The 19,681-nt window shown below is 44.4% G+C and carries 16 protein-coding genes; 7 read left to right on the top strand and 9 right to left on the bottom strand.

Annotated features, from left to right (window positions below; all coding sequences use genetic code 11):
• Nucleotides 1-11 precede the first annotated feature (11 nt).
• The gene (pgl, locus tag R7O03_RS13535; RefSeq protein WP_017634562.1) at nucleotides 12-728 is read right to left on the bottom strand and encodes a 6-phosphogluconolactonase; all 717 of its coding nucleotides are present in this window, start codon (nucleotides 726-728) and stop codon (nucleotides 12-14) included.
• The gene (gene zwf / locus R7O03_RS13530; protein ID WP_017634563.1) at nucleotides 725-2,227 is read right to left on the bottom strand and encodes a glucose-6-phosphate dehydrogenase; all 1,503 of its coding nucleotides are present in this window, start codon (nucleotides 2,225-2,227) and stop codon (nucleotides 725-727) included. Before zwf ends, pgl begins: the two co-directional genes overlap by 4 nt.
• 537 nt (nucleotides 2,228-2,764) lie before the next feature.
• On the opposite strand from zwf, the gene R7O03_RS13525 reads away from it, so the two are divergent.
• Nucleotides 2,765-3,730, top strand: coding sequence for a helix-turn-helix domain-containing protein (locus R7O03_RS13525; protein WP_213877641.1), 966 nt, complete (start codon nucleotides 2,765-2,767; stop codon nucleotides 3,728-3,730).
• A 99-nt stretch (nucleotides 3,731-3,829) separates the two neighbouring features.
• On the top strand, nucleotides 3,830-5,965 hold the full coding sequence (locus R7O03_RS13520; RefSeq protein WP_213877639.1) for a TonB-dependent siderophore receptor: 2,136 nt from the start codon (nucleotides 3,830-3,832) through the stop codon (nucleotides 5,963-5,965).
• Between the two features lie 91 nt (nucleotides 5,966-6,056).
• On the opposite strand, the gene R7O03_RS13515 is transcribed toward R7O03_RS13520, so the two are convergent.
• On the bottom strand, nucleotides 6,057-6,743 hold the full coding sequence (locus R7O03_RS13515; protein WP_138939089.1) for a response regulator: 687 nt from the start codon (nucleotides 6,741-6,743) through the stop codon (nucleotides 6,057-6,059).
• Nucleotides 6,740-8,359, bottom strand: a complete 1,620-nt coding sequence (locus R7O03_RS13510) for a sensor histidine kinase (RefSeq protein WP_053306993.1) — start codon at nucleotides 8,357-8,359, stop codon at nucleotides 6,740-6,742. The genes R7O03_RS13515 and R7O03_RS13510 overlap by 4 nt, the downstream gene beginning before the upstream one ends.
• Before the next feature lie 476 nt (nucleotides 8,360-8,835).
• On the opposite strand from R7O03_RS13510, the gene R7O03_RS13505 reads away from it, so the two are divergent.
• The 5 genes from R7O03_RS13505 (at nucleotide 8,836) to R7O03_RS13485 (ending at nucleotide 13,930) form a co-directional block, all read left to right on the top strand.
• On the top strand, nucleotides 8,836-9,063 hold the full coding sequence (locus R7O03_RS13505; protein ID WP_005377125.1) for a hypothetical protein: 228 nt from the start codon (nucleotides 8,836-8,838) through the stop codon (nucleotides 9,061-9,063).
• 130 nt (nucleotides 9,064-9,193) lie between these two features.
• Nucleotides 9,194-10,609, top strand: a complete 1,416-nt coding sequence (locus R7O03_RS13500) for a TolC family protein (RefSeq protein ID WP_158156550.1) — start codon at nucleotides 9,194-9,196, stop codon at nucleotides 10,607-10,609.
• A gap of 3 nt (nucleotides 10,610-10,612) precedes the next feature.
• A complete protein-coding gene (locus R7O03_RS13495; protein WP_047009842.1) occupies nucleotides 10,613-11,593 on the top strand; it encodes an HlyD family secretion protein in 981 nt (326 codons plus the stop codon).
• Nucleotides 11,594-11,615: 22 nt separating this feature from the next.
• Nucleotides 11,616-12,782 carry an ABC transporter permease gene (locus R7O03_RS13490; RefSeq protein ID WP_047009843.1) on the top strand — a complete coding sequence of 389 codons (1,167 nt, stop codon included), beginning with the start codon at nucleotides 11,616-11,618 and terminating at the stop codon, nucleotides 12,780-12,782.
• On the top strand, nucleotides 12,779-13,930 hold the full coding sequence (locus R7O03_RS13485) for an ABC transporter permease (protein ID WP_047009844.1): 1,152 nt from the start codon (nucleotides 12,779-12,781) through the stop codon (nucleotides 13,928-13,930). Before R7O03_RS13490 ends, R7O03_RS13485 begins: the two co-directional genes overlap by 4 nt.
• A 286-nt stretch (nucleotides 13,931-14,216) precedes the next feature.
• Here the strand turns inward: R7O03_RS13485 and R7O03_RS13480 are convergent, their stop codons facing one another.
• From R7O03_RS13480 to R7O03_RS13460, 5 genes are all read right to left on the bottom strand, one after another.
• Nucleotides 14,217-15,125 (bottom strand): LysR family transcriptional regulator, encoded by a 909-nt coding sequence (locus tag R7O03_RS13480; protein WP_017821360.1) that lies wholly within the window; start codon nucleotides 15,123-15,125, stop codon nucleotides 14,217-14,219.
• Nucleotides 15,126-15,267: 142 nt separating this feature from the next.
• Entirely contained in the window at nucleotides 15,268-15,696 is a 429-nt protein-coding gene (locus tag R7O03_RS13475; RefSeq protein WP_047102715.1) for a hypothetical protein, read from the bottom strand.
• A 17-nt stretch (nucleotides 15,697-15,713) separates the two neighbouring features.
• Nucleotides 15,714-16,883, bottom strand: coding sequence for a patatin-like phospholipase family protein (locus R7O03_RS13470; protein ID WP_115386040.1), 1,170 nt, complete (start codon nucleotides 16,881-16,883; stop codon nucleotides 15,714-15,716).
• Nucleotides 16,884-17,093: 210 nt separating this feature from the next.
• On the bottom strand, nucleotides 17,094-17,951 hold the full coding sequence (gene pdxY, locus R7O03_RS13465; RefSeq protein ID WP_033906186.1) for a pyridoxal kinase PdxY: 858 nt from the start codon (nucleotides 17,949-17,951) through the stop codon (nucleotides 17,094-17,096).
• Between the two features lie 125 nt (nucleotides 17,952-18,076).
• Nucleotides 18,077-19,672: a bifunctional aspartate transaminase/aspartate 4-decarboxylase gene (locus tag R7O03_RS13460; protein WP_213896115.1), complete on the bottom strand. Its 1,596-nt coding sequence runs from the start codon at nucleotides 19,670-19,672 to the stop codon at nucleotides 18,077-18,079.
• Nucleotides 19,673-19,681 lie beyond the last annotated feature (9 nt).

Genomic DNA, 19,681 nt, shown 5'->3' with positions numbered 1-19,681 from the left:
CGAGCAGCGTCTTAAGCAATTTTTGCTGCCGCGTCTAAATCTAAATACCATTCCGTTAGGCCCGATTTCGCTTGAATCTTAGCCGCTGGGTATGGCAGTGCGTGTGCTGGTGAACTGTTAATTTCTTCAACAATGTCCGCTTTTCCTGCACCAAGCACTAAGTAACTAATGCGTTTCGCTGCTTCTAATACGCGTGCGGTTTTCGACACACGAAGTTGGCCCGATTCAGGATGCGACGCCACAAGAGATAGGTTCGCATCATCATAATTCGTTTGGCCAGGGAACAGAGAAGCTGTATGACCATCTGCACCAACGCCTAATAAGATCCAGTCAAACACAGGTGTGCCGTTTTCACTCGGGATCACCTCTGCCATCTCTTTTGCAAAGCGCTCTGCTTCTGCTTTAGGCTCATCTTCGCCACGGATGCGGTGAATGTTTTCTGCAGGAATATTTACTTGGCTAAACAACAACGTGTTCGCTTCACCGTAGTTGCTTTCTGCATCGTCAGGGGCAACACAACGTTCGTCACCCCACCAAAAGTGGAGGTTTTCCCATTGAATGGAGGTTGCGTAAGCCTCTGAAGCCAGTAGTTTAAACAGCATTTTAGGAGTGCTGCCGCCAGAAAGAGAGATGTGAACAGGTCTGCCCATTTCGCTAAACGCTTTCATATCGTTAGCTAGGCTTTCAACTACCTGTTCTGCTGTTTGGTAGATCTTATGGTTGATCATAGTTCACAGTAATCCGTATCTGTTAAGTTTTTACATGGGAAACGCCAAGCGCGGCCATCACGCTGTAACAAGTCATCTGACTCTTTAGGTCCCCAAGTGCCGCATGCGTACCCGAAGAGGGATTGTGGATCTTGCTTAAAATCTAAGATTGGCTGTACGTATTGCCAGCACGCTTCCACCGCATCACTACGTGCAAATAGCGTAGCATCACCATTCAAAGCATCAAGTAGAAGGCGCTCGTATGCCGTTAGCATTTGCGTTTCTTGCAAGTCAGCGTAATGGAAGTTCATTTTCACTTCCTTCGCTTCAAAGCCTGCGCCTGGCTCTTTCAAGCCAAAGCTCATTTGAATGCCTTCGTCTGGTTGAATACGAATGATCAGCTTGTTTTCTGGTGCGTTTTGACCAAACACAGGATGCGGTGTTTGTTTAAAGTGGATAACCACCTCAGTAACGCGTGTTGGAAGACGCTTACCAGTACGCACGTAAAATGGCACGCCATTCCAACGCCAGTTGTTGATGTACGCTTTCAAACCGATGTAAGTCTCTGTACGAGAATCGTCTGCAACTCCCGGCTCTTCACGGTAGCCGCGTAGGCTTTGCCCACGAACTTCAGACGCCGTGTATTGGCCTAATACTAGGTCATTGCGCAGAGCGTTTTCGTCTAATGGCTTTAAGCATTGAAGCACTTTTACCACTTCATCGCGCATCGAGTCTGCATTGATTTGCGCTGGTGGTTCCATACCTACCATTGCTAATACTTGTAGCAAGTGGTTTTGGAACATGTCGCGCACAGCGCCAGAGTTGTCGTAGTAACCACCACGCTCCTCTACGCCAAGGAATTCTGCGCCTGTGATTTCAACGTAATCAATGAAGTTACGGTTCCAAAGCGGCTCAAACATCGCATTAGAGAAACGAAGCACAAGCAGGTTTTGTACCGTTTCTTTACCTAAGTAATGGTCAATTCGGTAGATTTGATGCTCTTGGAAGTGCTCGTGAATTTCTTTGTCCAGAATACGCGCCGATTCAAGATCATAGCCGAATGGTTTCTCAATGATCAGGCGTTTCCAGCCATCCTCTTCACTGTTAAGACCATGTGCTGCAAGACTTGCAGGGATCACACTGTATAAACTTGGTGGGGTTGCTAAGTAAAAAAGCGTATTGCGTTGCTCGAATTGATATTCGTCCGCAAGTTGGTCTAAGCGAGAAGATAGCTTACCGTAATCTTGTGTGTCAGAAGTATTAATTGCTTGGTAGTGCAGATGGTTAATAAATGCATCAAGCGTTTCTGGCTCAGTCTTTTCCATTTCCTGAAGCGATTTTTTCAGCTTCGCGCGGTAAGACTCATCACTGTATTCAGTGCGACTTACACCCAGAATGGCAAAATTCTCTGGAAGCTGCTTGTTCGCGTAGAGGTGGTATAAAGCAGGAATGAGCTTACGGTACGTAAGGTCACCTGAAGCACCAAAAATAACGATGCTGCTGTTTTCTGGTATTACCATCATCTTTCCCTTAAAAACGAGGTACTTATTGTGTGCCCGGATACGGCTAGAGAATGAGCCAACCCTATCAATGGCACCTCAAAATAGAAAATTGGTCTTACCTATTACGTTGATAGGTAAAGTCTATGGGCCCAAAGAACCTCAAGAAGTTGCATTTCCGATTCTTGGAAACACGACGTATTGAGGTCATTTAAGTCACTTATGTCTCAAAAGTACACACTGTACTCGCTGGAGGAGAGTCCGACACGGGGCAATATTGTCTACGACTATTTGATTTACATCAACACTTGCCAGTGCAAACGTTTAAATAAGTTGCACAAAACGTCATAAGCGATTGTATTTTATTGATAAAAAAAGTTTCATCTGAACGCTCCAGAATTTAAGCAAAAACTCTAATATGGGCAATAATTACTCATACTTGCAATCCATTACAGTTTTATCGTGATCTGTGTTACTTACTTTTTATTTCATCATCCTATTGATAATGATACTCAATTAAAGATAATGAAATCACTATTAATGTGAAAGTAGAACGCCATGAAATCAAGCGCCATTAACCCACACCCCATAAACCGAATACAATCGGTGCTTGACTACATTCACACCAACTTAGACAGCACTCTGAGCGTAGATGAAATATCGAAAGCAAGTTGTTGGTCGCGCTGGCAACTGCAACGCGTATTTCAACAACACACTGGCGTATCCGTCGCTCACTACATCAGAGAGCTTAAACTTAGCCTTGCGGCTGAGCGCTTAATCCATACTTCTGACCGCTCGTTAGATATAGCGATAGAAATGGGATTTACATCTGAACACGCATTTAGCCGAGCGTTCAGGAATATGTTTTCAAAAAGCCCCCGTGAATATCGAAAAACGCAACAACTCTCCGGGTTGAGACAACCTTTGACGCTGCGTAAGACACCAAAAGAAGAGAAAAAACATCAGCGCTTTATTGAAGTTCGAATAGAAACAAAACCGGCTTTTGAACTTGCTGGTTATCATGAACCTATTCACGGATTGTTTTCCGCTGCGCCCGATTTCCAATCCAAAGTACCGTCACTTTGGTCACGTCTTTATTCATCTGAAAACCTTAACAATTCGGAAAGTAGTTACTTTGGCGTGATTGATGTGACTCAAGCGTATTCAAACAACCAACAACTTGAGTATTGGGCAGGTTATGAGTGCAGTCCAACAGCAAACGCATCAAGATCAACGAACTCTTCCAACTCGGGGTTAGACCTCTTAGCTGTTCCTGAGCAAACCTACGCCGTCATTACACACATAGGCAAAGCATCAGAGCTCGCCTCAACGCTGGAATGGTTTATTTTACATTGGCTACCCTACTCTAATTATCATGCTATCGATGGTTATGAGTTAGAGCTTTATCCAGAAGGTTATGATGTTGATAGCGAACAAGCACAAATGCAGTATTGGATTCCTGTCGAGCCAAACGACTCGCTATCTTTAAAACCTAAGAACAGAAGAATACGTTCCAAAGATTAGTGTTTTGCACCAAATTGTTAACTTTTCCTATTTCTTTGAATATAGAATACAAATAACAATCATTATCAATAAATAGAAAAAGTAGTGGAATTTATAAATATGGAAAGTCCGATTCGATTTCATCGTTCAGCGGTTGCTATCGTCGTATCCGCATTGCTCGCTGGCCACGCCAATGCGACTGAGAGCGTATCCCAACACGAAACGATTACGGTGCTAGGAGAAACATACCGAAACACCGCAACTAAAACCGTTTTAGAACCGGAGGAAACACCGCAAGCGATCACGGTAATCACTAAAGATGACATGGACCTGCGCGGCGTAAACTCGGTGAGCGAAGCATTGCGTTACGCGCCTGGCGTAAATACAGAATTGCGTGGCGGTGCCGTTTCCCGACTCGACCTATTCAATATTCGTGGCTTTATTAACTACACCAACTTTTATGATGGTCTTCCTTTGCTGTACAACGGTTGGAACCTTCAACCTCAGGTAGATTCCGTTGCTCTTGAGCAAATCGAGGTTTTTAAAGGGCCAACGTCTGTTCTTTACGGCAATATTCCACCAGGAGGTATGGTCAATATTATCGCCAAGGCGCCTCAGTCAACACCCTCACACTCTGTCTCGATTAGTACTGGGACTAACAGCCTAAAAGAACTGACGTTCGACACCACAGGACAAATTGGTGATTCTAATGTGGATTACCGTATCGTCGGCCTGGCAAAACAGCGAGATGGTCAAGCCGATACGTCTGAAGACGAACGTTATGTACTCGCCCCATCTTTCAATTGGCAAGCGACAGAAAGCACATTAGTGAACGTGAATGTTTACTATCAAAATGATCCATCAGCAGGTATCTACACGACTGTGCCTGCGTCTGGCTCAGTGATTAAAAACCCACTTGGCTCGATGTCACCAAGCACTTATTTGGGGGATGAGGACTGGAACACTTACGAACGCGAAGTTCTGATGATGGGTTACAAAGTCCAACACGACTTTAACAACAATTGGCAATTTCTACAGAATGCCCGCTACATGACCGCCGATGCCTATCAGGAAAACACATATAACGGTGCACTTGAAGCGGATAACCGTACCGTTGGTCGAAATGCCTATTTAACCGATGAAAAGTCCAAATCCTTTGTGATTGACAACCAACTATCTGGCTACGTTAAAACAGGACATTTTGAACATAACTTATTGTTCGGGCTTGATTATCAGTATCTAGACTCAGATGTAAAATACAAAGACACGCTTGGGTATTCGCTAACTCAGGACATTTTTAATCCTGACCACAACAGCATTGATCGTAATGCACTGAATTTCCAATACAAACAAAACTTAGATATCAAAACGAAGCAGATTGGCGTTTATTTCCAAGATCAAGTTCGTTACGACCAACTTGTAATGATTGCAGGTCTTCGTTGGGATAAATACGATTCAAATACAGACGCCGTTAGCGATTATCTAGGAGCAGTATCCAACAGCAAGGAAGAGTTAGACGATACCAACGTATCTTTCCGAGTCGGTGGTTTGTATGAGCTAGACTTTGGCCTCTCGCCATACCTTACTTACTCGGAAAGTTTTGAGCCAATTGCGGGTGCCGACTCTTCTGGTAAAGCATTTGAGCCATCAACCGGTCATCAATGGGAGTTAGGCTTTAAATACGCACCATTATCTGGTGATATCTCAGGTAACTTAGCACTCTTCCATATTACGAAGAAAAACGCGATCTTGACCGATCCGAATAATCCATATGCACCGAACTATCAAGCGGGCGAAGTGGTATCACAAGGTATTGAACTTGAGGCAAAATGGCAAGCCACAGCACAAGCTGATTTCACTCTAGGCTATACATATACCGATATGGAGATTACCGAGGACAGTTATTACAACCAAGAAGGTAAAACGCCGGTTTGGGTACCTGAGCAAACGGCCTCTCTATGGGCAAATTACTTCTTTGAAGGAAATCTTTCAGGCCTTCGTACCAGTGCTGGCGTTCGCTATGTCGGAGAAGCACAAATTGATGCACAGAATAGTCAAAAAGTACCGGACTACACCTTGTTTGATTTAGCAGCAAGTTACGATTTCTCAACGGTATCTGAATCAATGAAAGGGGCTAGCGTCACGCTTTCTGCAAGCAATCTATTCGATAAAGAATACTATTCTTGTTACGACAAAAATAACTGTTGGTTTGGCGCTGAGCGCTCTATCGAAGCGAAGTTAGAATACAACTTCTAACCTCTTAGAGCGGAACAGCAGTAATTTGTAAAGCGATGGTTTCTAAAACAAGCCATCGCTTTTTATTTTGCATAGAGCATCAATATAAATGCTACCGTGTCACTTTTTTATAGCACCTTTCTGGCCTACCAACAGAGCCATAGTTTAAATCAGCCTCTAGTTCACCAGTAGTGATAAGATACTCCAAATAACGCCTTGCCGTTGTTCGGCTCACTCCGATTTTTTCACCTGCCTCATCAGCGGTTAGCGCACTGCCATTTGGAAACAACTCCCTGATCTTGTCTAGCGTTACACCATCAATCCCTTTCGGTAATCGGTTCGGCAAGTTGTCTTGATTGGCGTGAGACTGCAGCATTTTATCAACGAGGTTCTGATCCAAACTCTCTACGATGTCTAGTTGTTGGCGTTGGGACACATACTTTTTCAGTGCGGCATCTAAACGTGGAAACATCACTGGTTTTAGCAGGTAATCGACAACGCCACCTCTCATTGCCTGTTGTAACGTATCGACATCCCTTGCGGCTGTAATCAAAATGACATCACACGTTTGGTTACTTGCACGCAGTGTATTTAGTATCTCAAGCCCTGTGCCATCGGGAAGATAGACATCCATCAATAGTAAATCTGGCTTAAGAATGTCGAGTTGCATTTCCGCTTCCATTCTCGTGGTCGCAATTCCAACCACTTCCAAACCTGTCAGTTGGCTTAAGTATTTGTGGTGCAGCTCAGCAATAGCCAGATCATCTTCAATGATCATTACGCGAGTCGCCATACTCATAATTGTTCTTCCTTGGGTAAGTACACCGTTATTCTTGTCCCATAATTTGTATTGGGTATCATCTCAACATGGCCGTGATATCGAGTAGCAAGCTGATTGACAAGGTGCAACCCAACACCTCGATTTTGACGAGATTTCGTTGAAACGCCTTTTGTAAATAATGTTTGTGGATCCATTGTTTTTGGGAGGCCACAGCCATGATCTATCACCTCAAGTATCACTTCATTTCCGTAATCGCTAACGGACACATCAATGTTTCTGCGTTCTGACGCAACATTTGATTCATCGCGAATTGAAGTTAACGTGGCATCGAAAGCGTTATCAATCAAATTACCCAAAATTGTGACAAGATCTTCCGAATTTAGCCACTCAGGCAGGGGCTCCAGACGACTGCCTTCCTCAACCACCAGTTGTAAGCCTAACTCGCGAGCACGTTCAGTTTTTCCAAGCAACATACCTGCAATTAGCGGGTCCTTAACGGTATCTCTTAAAAACTCAATCATTGCTTGATAGTGTGCGGTTTCTTGTCCAATTAACTTTTGCACCGCATCAAGCTCACCCATTTGTACTAGCCCGCTGATAGTGTTTAGCTTATTGCGATGCTCATGGGTTTGCGAACGTAACAAATCTGCATATTCCTTGGTTTGTGATAGCTGCTCGGTTAGATCATTGATTTCATCCCTTAAACGGAAACTCGATACCGCCCCCACGATTTTTCCATCAACATAAATTGGAGAGCGATTTGCAATCAGGCGCTTATGATTAAGGAATATCTCAATATCATGATCTTCCTGCCCGCTTTCTAACACTGTATATAGATCGCTATCACGCAGCGTATCAGTCAAAGGTTTATTAAGCGCTGATTCTCTATCAATACCGAGAATCTGGCAGGCACTACGATTTATCGAGCGAAGTATCCCTTGGGCATCAATGCTTAACACGCCCTCTTTGATGGTGCTCATCGTCACTTCTAATTCGCCGTACAACCGCCCTATCTCTTCAGGCTCAAAGCCTAAAATGGCGCGCTGAAACTTTCTCGACGCATAATTGGATACAATGGCGTTAGCGACGACAACTACGATGACCATTAAAATCAAAAAGGCCAAAAATGGTTCGATGCGGTCTTGCAGTCGGTCGAGCAAATAGCCAACCGAAACCACACCAATGATGTTCCCTTGCTCGTCAAAAATCGCAGCTTTACCACGAACTGAATAACCTAACGAGCCCTGTGCCGTCGAAACATAAGACAACCCCTGTTCTAGCGCTCGACGATTGTCGCCACCTCTCATTGGCTTGCCCAACCGCTCATCAACAGGGTGGATTAAGCGTACTCCCTTATGGTCGCCAATAACGATGAATGCAGCACCTATGGCTTCGGTTAATTCTCTAAAGCGAAGTTGGTATGGCTGGGGGTTTTGGGTTTCGATCATTTCACGAACAACCGCTGAGTCCGCTAAAAAACGGGCAACACCCAGTGCTTTTTCTCCCATTTCTTGCTCTTGATTGATTTTGAGATAAGTGAACCCCGCGGCGACAAGCAATAACAGCTCTATCAACCCCGATAGCGTCATGATAATGAGCATCCGCTTACGAAAGCTGATGGTTTTCCAACTCATTGATACATCCTTGTGATTCACTCTTGAGCGTAACGTTAACACTCAGTTAACAGCATGACGTTGTCGCGGTGATAAATCTGTGAGGAAGGCAAACAAACCGCAGAGTTTACGGTTAATTAATCGACGAGCTGAAACATAAAATTACAACCATTCACCAAATTTAGCATTCCTCTCTGATACTCAATTCCATACATAAATTGCCCTTAAAATCATGATCGCGATCACACCGATTTTAGCGGTTTTTGAGGCGTTTTTAGACTTTACAACGTATAATTTTTAATCAACGAAACCAATGAGAGTTTCGGTTTGAAAGCAGTGAAGCTGGAAGTCTATTAAAAGCTCAACATTGATGTCAGTGATTTGGACACAAATAAAACAAAACACAAATACTGACTATATGACAAACACTTAGACACCATCTGAAAACTGGAAAACTATAAACAGAGGTGCATTTATAGTTAGAAGGAACACCAAACATGGAACGCGATACCTTTGGAATATGCCTGAATAAGGCGATGCTGTCAGAGAATATGTATTCAACATTTACACACGTCAGGGCTTATGAAAAAAACGGAGGCGGTACTTCTGATCTAAAAGTCCTGTTATCGTTCCCTCAAATGAGTGGAAAAGATCTATTGAATACGATGCGAGGTTCTCGTCAGCTCGAGTGGAGAGCGGAGTTTCACTGTCCATATACGAAATAAATTTGTAACATCTCCCGCGCCCAGCACAAATATAACTGGGCGCATACTACTGCCCAATTTTCCCTCCTACTTAACACTCAGTTACGAATCCTTTATATTAGAGCTAATACTCTACGACAAAGCAGCCATTATGAAAAAAACAGGAAAGTTTTGGATACTGGGCTTACTTAGCAGCTCGATTTCCCTTGCCTGTCATGCGGCACCGATCACTTTTGATACCGCATGGCAGCTATTGCTAGAAAACAACTATTCTCTTAAAGCTCAACGCTCAAACGTCGAGAACTACCAATACCAAGAGAGTGCCACCAGCAATCTCAACTTACCTCAGGTTACTATTGGCGCGAATTACACGCGTTTAGATACCGATATCACGCTTTCGGGAAAACAGATCCTAGACAGCACAGGAGCACACATTAACGTACCTCCTGCTTTTCAGCCTATTTTTGGTGCCTTAGCTAATACCACTTCGACCATAACCGAGCGCGATATTTTCTCTTCGTCTATTCGTGCCATTTGGCCAATTTTTACTGGTGGTCGAATTTCTGCGGCTCAATCAGCAGCAGAAGGCAAAACGGATGAGGCGAAAAGTCAGCTTTTAATGGAACAACAAGCGCGTTTTGAAGATTTATCGAAGTACTACTTTTCTGTCGTACTGGCAAAGGAAGTACTCGCAACGCGGCAAGCAGTTGAAGCTGGGCTAAAAAAGCATCGAGATTTTGCCATTAAGCTTGAAGAGCAAGGACAAATCGCGCACGTTGAGCGCCTGCAAGCCGAGGCTTCTTTAGATAAAGCATCTGTAGAAACACGTAAAGCAGCCAGCGATTTGAGTATCGCTCAGGCTGCATTAGGTAAATTACTCGCACAAGATGATGCCGTAGAGCCCGCTGAATCTTTGTTTATCAACGACAGTCTTCCCCCTCTTACTGCTTTTATCGATCAAACGTTGCTTACCTATCCGGGGTTAGAACTTCTGAGCGCTAAACACAAACAAGCCTCTAGCTTAATCAAAGCAGAAAAAGGGAAATACTACCCTGAAGTTTATCTTTACGGCGACTACAGCTTGTATGAAGACGATTCTCTCGCAAGCCAAATGAAGCCTGACTGGTTAGTTGGTGTTGGTGTCAGCATTCCACTGATTGAATCATCAGGGCGAAGCGAAAAAGTCAAAGCCGCTCAAAGCGTCGTCTCGCAGGTCGACTCATTAAAGTCCCAAGCCAAACAAGACTTATCGCTGTTAGTCCAAAAGACATACTTGGAGGCTCAGCAAGCCATTGATGAAGTACAAGGGCTCGCATCTAGCATTGAACTCGCTAACGAAAATCTGCGCTTGCGTGAAAAAGCATTTACTCAGGGTCTGTCGTCTTCTCTGGATGTTGTGGATGCACAACTTTATGTCGCGAGTATAGAAACACAGCGTTCAGCGGCGCGTTTCCGCTATTTAATATCTTTAACCAAGCTACTCGCATTGAGCAGTGAAATGAACAGCTTCGAACAATATCAAAATACCGCTTATATCCCTGCTTCAACATCCAAAGAGGTGAAATAAATCATGGCAGCTAAATCACTAAAACCCGTTTTACTCTCACTTTGTGCTTTGGGTGTTGCCTCTTGGGTTGGGTATCAATTTTACCAAGCCTATCAACCGGAACCGATCCGCTTACAGGGATTAATTGAAGCCCAGCAATACAGCATTTCCTCAAAAGTTCCAGGGCGTATTGATGAGGTCATGGTACGTAAAGGCGACGATGTAGAGAAAGGTCAGCTTATTTTTACCCTTCATAGTCCTGAAATTGAAGCGAAGTTAGAACAAGCAAAAGCAGGTGAAAAAGCGGCGGACGCCTTAGCTCAAGAAGCTGAGAAAGGCGCACGTGAGCAACAAATCCAAGCAGCAAAAGATCAGTGGATGAAAGCCAAAGCCGCTGCGAATTTAATGGAAAAAACCTACAATCGTGTGAATAACCTTTATAACGATGGCGTGGTTGCAGAACAAAAACGCGATGAAGCTTTAACTCAATGGCAAGCAGCGAAATACACAGAAAGTGCTGCGTTTCAAATGTATGAAATGGCAAAAGAAGGCGCTAGAAGTGAAACCAAAGTGGCTGCGGCGGAAAAAGCGCGCATGGCATCAGGTGCCGTAGCCGAAGTAGAAGCGTATGCGAAAGATACTCAGATCTACAGCTGGTTTGACGGCGAAGTCTCTCAAGTTCTACTTCAAAGTGGTGAATTAGCACCTCAGGGCTTCCCGGTTGTTACCGTGATAGATACAGAAGATGCCTGGGCGACACTTAATGTGCGTGAAGATTACCTTCAACACTTTAAAAAAGGAGCAACCTTTGATGCCTATTTGCCTGCCTTAAAGAAAAATGTTGAGTTCAAAGTAACGCATGTTGCCGTTATGGGTGACTTTGCAACGTGGAGAGCAACCGATGCTTCTCAAGGTTTTGATCTTCGTACCTTTGAAGTAGAAGCTCGTCCAGCTCAACCCGAACCTGAACTGCGTATGGGAATGAGTGTTGTCGTTGAACTTTAATCACAACCACTAGGTTAATGCTATGACGATTAAGATTTCACAGCGGCATATCTTACGACGAGACAAGTGGTTGCTTTCGTGCCTTACTTGGATACCGATTTTGCTCGCGATGATGATTTGGGGAGTGTTCTCTGCGGGCATTGCCCGGGATCTGCCAATCGGTGTGGTTGATCTACAACATTCCCAACTTTCTCGAAAGCTCATTCAATCTTTGGATGCGTCGTCGAGTCTGGCTGTTAACTATCATTACGCCAGTGCAAGCGAAGCAAAAAATGCGATGATTGAAGGCGATATCTACGCTTACGCGGTCATCCCATCTAAGTTCGACCAAGATATTCTCCAGCACCGCCAACCTCAACTTTCTGTCTTTTACAACAGTCAGTACATTTTGGTAGCGAAACTGATCAACTCTGCCATTGCGCAAGCACAAGGCTATTTCGACGCTCAGGTTGAAGTAATGGGCAACTTGGCTAAGGGTAACACCACAACGTTAGCAGCGGCTGGACAGGCTGTACCCGTGTCGACACAAATAACCGCATTATTTAACCGTAACAATAACTACGCACAATTTTTGGTAACGGCTATCGTGCCAGCCATTTGGCAAATATGTATTGTAGTAAGCACTATTTTGATTCTTGCCGCGCACTTTCGCATTTATGGTGGAAAGAATAGCTTTGCATTTTTGGGCGAAAAGCCATACGCCAGGCTCACTACCCTATTAAGTCAGTACATTCCGGTCTTTATGGCGCAAGGTGCGTTGTTCTTGTACTGGTTTTATTCCGTGCTTGATTGGCCAATGGAAGGCAGTTTTGTGGTTATGCTATTAGCACAATTGGCGACGGTTATCGCCTGTATCATTATGGGAGCGTTGTTCTTCTTCTTGTCGATGGATCCTGCACGTGCGATGAGTTTTGCTGGCGCATTTACGGCTCCAAGCTTCGCGTTCATGGGAATTACATTCCCAGTTTCTGACATGAACACGCTCGCTTATGCATGGCGTTCATTATTGCCGATTACCCATTACATTGAAGTACAAGTGAGTCAAGCAAGCTATGGAGCATCGGCCGCACAATCTTTAAGCTCGCTATGGCCTATGATTGGTTACGTTGTGCCCCTGCTCATTACCGCAGCCTTGATGGGTAAACATCGAACAGCTTCATCAACACGCCAAGCGAAGGAGGCGGTATGACATTGTGGCAACTGATTAAAGCGGAACTTAAGGCCGTTCTAACCAATCCAGTCGTTACGTTGACCGTGTTTGGTGGTGTCGTATTTTACTCGTTTTTATACCCTTTGCCTTATGCACAACAAACGCCTCGTGAACAACCAATCGCGATTGTTAATCTAGATGGTAGTCAGACGAGTTTAAAGCTGGAACGTATGGTTGATGCCACCCCACAAGTCAACGTAGTCACTCGACTTCATACGATTGCCGATGCAAAGCAAGCATTTTTACAACGAGAGATCACCGGTTTTTTAGTCATACCGGAACACTTTTACAAAGACCTAATGCTAGGTAAAAGCCCGACTCTAGCCTACGCTGCGGACGCCTCGTATTTTCTCGTGTACGGAACCGTGGTAGAAGGATTGGCCCAAGCGGGAGGCACATTAGGGGCCCAAGTGAAAGTCAGTAAAATGGTGATAGATGGTGTGCCCATGAGTATGGCTAGCCATAATTACTCTGCTATTAAGCTTAATATGAAACCGACGTTCAACCCAACCATGGGTTACATCGAATACGTAGTGCCGGCAGTATTTGTTCTGATTTTACAACAAACGTTGATCATGGCGGTTGGATTGCAAACGGGAACACAGCGTCATGGTCGTGGCTATTGGTCACAAGTATCAACGGGATCGCTGCTGCTTGTGAGAACGTTAGTATTTGTGGCAATTTATTATTTACTCGGCGCCTATTATTTTGGTTTTAGCTTCGAACGCTTAAACGTAAACCATATCGCCAACGCGGGCGAATTGCTGGCTATGTTGTTACCGTTCTTTTTAGGTTGTTGCGGACTAGGCTTCTGGCTAGGTTACTTATTACCTCGGCGTGAACTTGTCACCTTAGTCGTCCTAGTGAGCTCTATGCCGCTCATTTTCTTGGCTGGTTTTATTTGGCCGATTGAAGCCATACCTACTCCCTTATTATGGATTGCTGATTTAAGCCCAAGCACTTGGGCGATAAAAGCTTTCTTAGCGCTAAACCAAATGGGGGCAACCTGGCAACAAGTCGCTCCACATTGGACGGCGCTTTGGGCACTCACCGTGCTTTGGGGTAGCGTTGCGTACTGGATTGCTAAGCGAAGTAACAAGCCAGTTGTAACAGAGAGCTTGGGGTGACAGCTGACATTTTCTATTACTATAAAAAAAGCCGGGTAACTAAACCCGGCTGAAAATCTGCGTCCTTGCAGCGGACATATGGTAAAAACACTTTTTGCTCTGGGCTTACCCATTGAGCGAGATTAGATTAAGCCAAAAAGTATGGATTCCATACTCTCATATAGAGGGTCATATCCTTCCAATAGACATTAGTCTTCGCTAGAAAGATAACGTTTTTCAGACACAAAAAAACAAGACTCACATTGAGTCTTGTTGTTGATAGGGATGAGCAAGATACATGTCGCCGCTAAGTCATATCGCGGATTATTTTCTCTCGGTATTCTGTAACGACCTTCATGATTGAATTTTTTACATCACCGACTTGCTTAGAGGGTTGGCACCATAGGCCAAAACCAAACTTAAAACCTTCCAATAATTCAGAAGCTTCCACTGGCTCTATATGATTATTAGAAAACTCCGAATGGGCAAACGTTCTGGGGAGAATCGCCCATCCTAAACCTGCTTCAACCATTTTCACTACAAGGGCCAATTGGTCGACCTCTTCATGGTTCGAACTTACGATGACTTTTTCGCCCATTCCCTCTTCAATAAGAGACCGCAGTACAAATTGTTTACTATTCCTCAAGGCTGTCAATACTCGATCTGGTGCCACAGAAGCGAGTTCACCACCTTTCTGGACGAAAGGAACAAATTCAAAATGACCTAAAAACGTCGCATCCAAACTATGTATTGCTCGACTATCATGTACATTGACAATACCGAATTGATACTCACCATTCTGTAAACCCTCTTTAATTTCGTTGCGATTACGAACAAGAAAGTTAACTCGCATCATCGGAAAATCTGCTGCTAATTGAATACGAAGCAATACAAGAAAACGGTGTGGTATAGCGCTTGAATAGGCGATACTAACATTCTCTAACCCACCGTAAGCTAGACTTAATGCGACTTTATCGAAAGTACGTGCTTGTTCGATGGTTTGCTTAGCATAGTGGTAAAGAAGATGACCATCTTCTGTCGGTTCTACCGAGCGCCCCACTCGCTCAAACAGGTTGACCGCCAGTTGGTCTTCAAGATTGGTAATCACCTGCCCTATTGTGGTTCGGTGCTTATTGAGTTTGACCGCCGCCTTACTAAACGAAAGCTGTTCATAAACGGTTACGAACGCGAGAAGTTGTTCAAAACTAAAATTCATAGGTTGTGCTTACTTTTTAGAGTTATCTAATTAAATTACCACAAGATCGTAGAATTGCTACTTGGTAACGGAAACAATCTGCGTTTGAATTCCTTCTCGACGACACAAAAAAACCTACTAGCTTCAGTAGGTTTTCTCTAACTTAGTTGTACTCAACGACACGAGCTAAATAGTTGAATTCTCCTGAGTCACCATGGTAATCGCGGTAGACATCGACACTGAAATATTTAGGTTGATCAGCGTAAATGTGGTCAACGACTTTTTGCTCAAGTGACTCCAACGTTTCACCGACCTGAGAGTACACGAACTGCTTGTTCACTTTTTCCAATTTACGTTGTTTCGCTTCTTTGTGTGACACATAGTTGTTGATCTCTTCCCACTTTCCCACGAACTCGACCGCCACGTAACTCGAGTTCTCGTCAATCATAATAAAGGCTGCACCTTCTTCTTTGATTGCAGACAGTTGCTGCATATCACTATCCACTTTTTGCTGGTCAAGATGGGCACCACTTTGGGCGAATGCAGTCGCGGAAGCGGTAAGCATCATGAGTGTAAGAACGGCTTTTTTCATTGTATCGTTTTCCTGTATTAAGGGAGTTCAGTTACCCAAAGTTGCCCTTGGGTGGCTTTTTTGAATCCATATTCGTAAATCGTCAGCAAGTAGCGGTGATCGAACATATCTTTCGTTACTTTGGCGTATCTGAAATCTTGATCAATGTAGGTAAACTGCATCTCGATATCGTTGATTTCACTGATGTATTTCATTCGATAGAGATCACCACGAGTTTGCGCTAGCGTAAGGCTTGAGACACTTTTCGATACCAAGTCCAAACCTTTGTCTTTTAGTGGACGATACGGCGCTTTTAACGCACCATTGCGAATCACATCCAGCTGAGGCGCTTTTTCTAACCCCAAAGCATCTGAGATTTGTTGATAGTTGAAGTTAGACGGATTAAAGAACACCTGCGCTGCGAGACCGCCATCTACGTGTAACTCCTCAAGTGTTTCTCCATCATGTTCAACATCGATAAATTGTGGAGGGAAAACACCAGGGATCGATGCGCTCGCAGCAAGCACCTTGTAAATCAGTTCAGATTTGTCCGTTAAATCACTGTTCGCAATCGCACCAATATTCCAAACCACCAGTTCGCCTGAATCAAAATGGGTACTGCCAATAAAGAGGCGTTTACCATTGCGGTGTTGCTGCGCCATCGCCTCAATCATGGGCTCAGGGTAAGCGTCTGCGATGAAATCATAGAGGTTCTCACCATCGGTAAACGCGTCCTTAAACAGGGTATTTAAGAAGTTCTTCTTACCCAAAATATTCTTATCATTGATGTTGAGCATGACTTCTTTCATCTTTGGCATCGCATCACCGCCAATGAAAACAAAAGGAGCGATTAGGGCACCAGCACTGACTCCAGTAATGATGGCATAATCTTTTAGCTCCCCCTTTTCCTGTAGCCCCATCAAAACGCCGGCCCCGTATGCGCCGTTTACGCCACCACCCGATAAGGCCAAAATATTGAGCTGTTCACCCTCTACTTTGATCGGTGTGGTTTGATTGTGCGCTGAGTAGAGAAAATCCGGCGCTTCATTGGCCCACATTCGAAGTGGCTCATTTGGTGTCGAACTCGCGATCTCGACATCTTTATAGTTGCTTTGAGAAACACGAACATCCAGCGTATGAGGTGAACTACAAGCTACTATCAGCAGCGAAAGTGCAACCGTCACACCAGAGGAAATTAAACGATTCATAATCAGTCTCATTTAATGTTCTCTGGCGTATGACCAGAGACTCAGTTTGAAGTTAATTGGGTCAAAATGAAGTCCGTTTCGTTGTGTGGAGTTACTATAGCTAGGCACGGCTAAACCCCATAATCGCGATTGTAGGATGCTATCCATCAAAGCAATTATGCCAAGTTTCTATATGCTAACTTTACGCTTCTCCGTTAATTAGGTACTGCGCTAAGCAATTTTCACGACGTTGAACTCATGCGTCGGTTCGACAAATTCGTATTGGGCATTGATCGTCTGTAGCTCCCATGTGCCATAGCCTTTTGTGATCTCCAATACACCGTAAACGGCGTTATGTGTATGACGAAAGGCTGCGACAGGAGACATCTTCTTCACCAAACAAGAGGTAAAAATCGCAGAAATTAAATCACCGACTCCGACTGGCTGCATAGCAAATTCAACACTAGGTCGTTGGGCCAAATAGCTTGCTTTCGGCGTCGCTAAAATCATACTGAAGGCGTCATCTGTTAGTGCATGCAGGTGTTTCACCAATACCATTTTCGGTCCTAACTCTAAGGCTTTTTTACATGCAGTGACCGCATCATAAAGAGAGTTAATTTTCACACCTGTTAACTCGCTCAGTTCAAACTGGTTAGGAACAATCACATCAGCGATGGGCAACAAGCTATGGCTTATCGCTTCTTTGACACCGTCTGCCACAATGCAACCTTTGTCTGGATCACCCATAACTGGGTCACACACATACAGTGCACTATGGTTACGCGATTTGACTAAACTTACCGCTTCGGCCACCGCTCGACATTGCTCTGCGCTGCCTTGATAACCGGACAGTATCGCGCCACATTCGCCTAACTTCTCAATGTTATCTAAGCCTCTCATTAGAGAATGAATTTCATCTGCCCCAAACTTCTGTCCAGTCCAACCTTGCTGGTACTGAGTGTGATTTGAAAACTGAACCGTGTGAATTGGCCAGACTTCGAGGCCCATTCTCTGCATCGGGAAGACGGCAGAACTGTTTCCTGCGTGGCCATAAACCACATGAGATTGAATAGAAATAATGCTTTTCATAAGTCACTCTTAATTGAGAAGTTTGTTAGCTTGGCGACTAAATAAACACAATATCGCGCACTGTGCTTATTTGGTCGGAATAGCCTCGACAACGCCGAGGCTTATTCTTAATCAGGTTGGATTCATTAGCCTTGGAACTCAGCGAAGTACTCATCCAACACTTTGCGCGTTGCACGACCGATAAGCTCGTATTCGTGATGAGTAAGGTTTGCTAACGAAACTCGAACTGATGCGTGTACTACATCGAAGCCTTGGCCTGGAAGTAGGATAACGCCGGTTTCATGTGCAAGACGGAACAGGAAGTCTTTGCCCTTCTCGCTCGCTTTGAACCATTCAACGAAGGCTGGTCCGTACAATTTGCCGCCCAAAGTGTCGAGCTCAAGCAGTGTGTAGTAGTCCACACGATCTTTGTTTTCTTCAATTTCAACACCCATGTTTTTGTACAGAGTTTTGTAACGCTCGCGGATGATGCGTTTACATGCTTCTTTGTAGTTTTGTTCTGAGTCCATCAGACAATTCAATGAGAACAACGCCATTTGAACTTGTTGAGGAAGAGACAAACCGGCTGTGTGGTTAAGCGCTACGCTGCGGCTGTCGGCAACGATACGGTCAATAAACTTGATCTCACGAGGTTCCGGAGTCAGCGTTTTGTAACGATCGTCCAACTCAAGTTGACGCACTTCAGGAAGGCTACGCATTGCATCGTCAAACACGTTGTTGTGTTGAATCGCAATCGAGCCTAAACGCCAGCCTGTTGCACCGAAGTACTTAGAGAACGAATACACACAAAGCGTGTTGTATGGCAGTTTTGCAAACAGTGAGACAAAATCGTCCGCAAATGTGCCGTATACATCGTCAGTCACAATGAATAGGTCGCTACGTTCGTTGTTCACGAAGTTTGATAGGTTATCCAGAGTTTCATCCGAGAACTTCACAGACGCCGGGTTTGCTGGGTTCACGACACAAAGCAGTTTGATGTCTGTATCTGCAAGCTTTTCGATTTCAGCCATCGGCAGTTGCCATGTTGTCTCATCCAGACGTAGCTCAACGATTTCCAGTTCGTATTCACTAAGCTCTGGGATCTCTAGGTACGGCGTAAAGATTGGAGTGATTAGCGCAACCTTGTCACCTTTCTTTAATAGACCGTTGTTGAACATAGTTTGGAAGGTGTACGTCATAGACGCTGTACCGCCTTCAGTTGCAAACAGATCGAAGTCTGTTGTCATTGGCATCGGGCCGTACATCTCTTCTGCGATGTACTGCTTCACAACGGTTTCGATGTTCGTCAACATACGTGGTGGCACTGGGTAGTTACATGCAAGGTATGCATTAACCAGTTCATTCAAGAAAGCTTGCTTCTCTAGACCCAAACGGTCTTTTGCGTAGCTCAGCGACTTTTCTAAGAACTGCACACCTTGGTCTTTCTTATTGTCGCTTGCAAACGTGTCAAAGCGTTCAACAATGCCCACACCATCTGGAATGCCACCGAAACCACCATCTAGGTATGAATAAGTGCGCTCGGCTTCCAATATTGCGAACTCACCCAAACGAATGAACGCTTTACGCGGTAGTGTCGCAAGAAAATTAGGATTACCACGACCTGCATCTAATAAAGCGCGGTCAGGAACAGTTTGTGCCACTTCAATAAGTTTATCTTTTAATTCAAATGGGCTTAAATCTGCAAATTTTGAAAAATCAATTGTTGTATTTTGCGTAGTCATAATATTTAC

Source organism: Vibrio sp. Vb2960 (assembly GCF_033337665.1).
Taxonomy (GTDB): Bacteria; Pseudomonadota; Gammaproteobacteria; order Enterobacterales; family Vibrionaceae; genus Vibrio; species Vibrio alginolyticus.
Note: the sequence above shows the minus strand (reverse complement) of the source record. Positions and strands in the feature narration are given on the sequence as shown.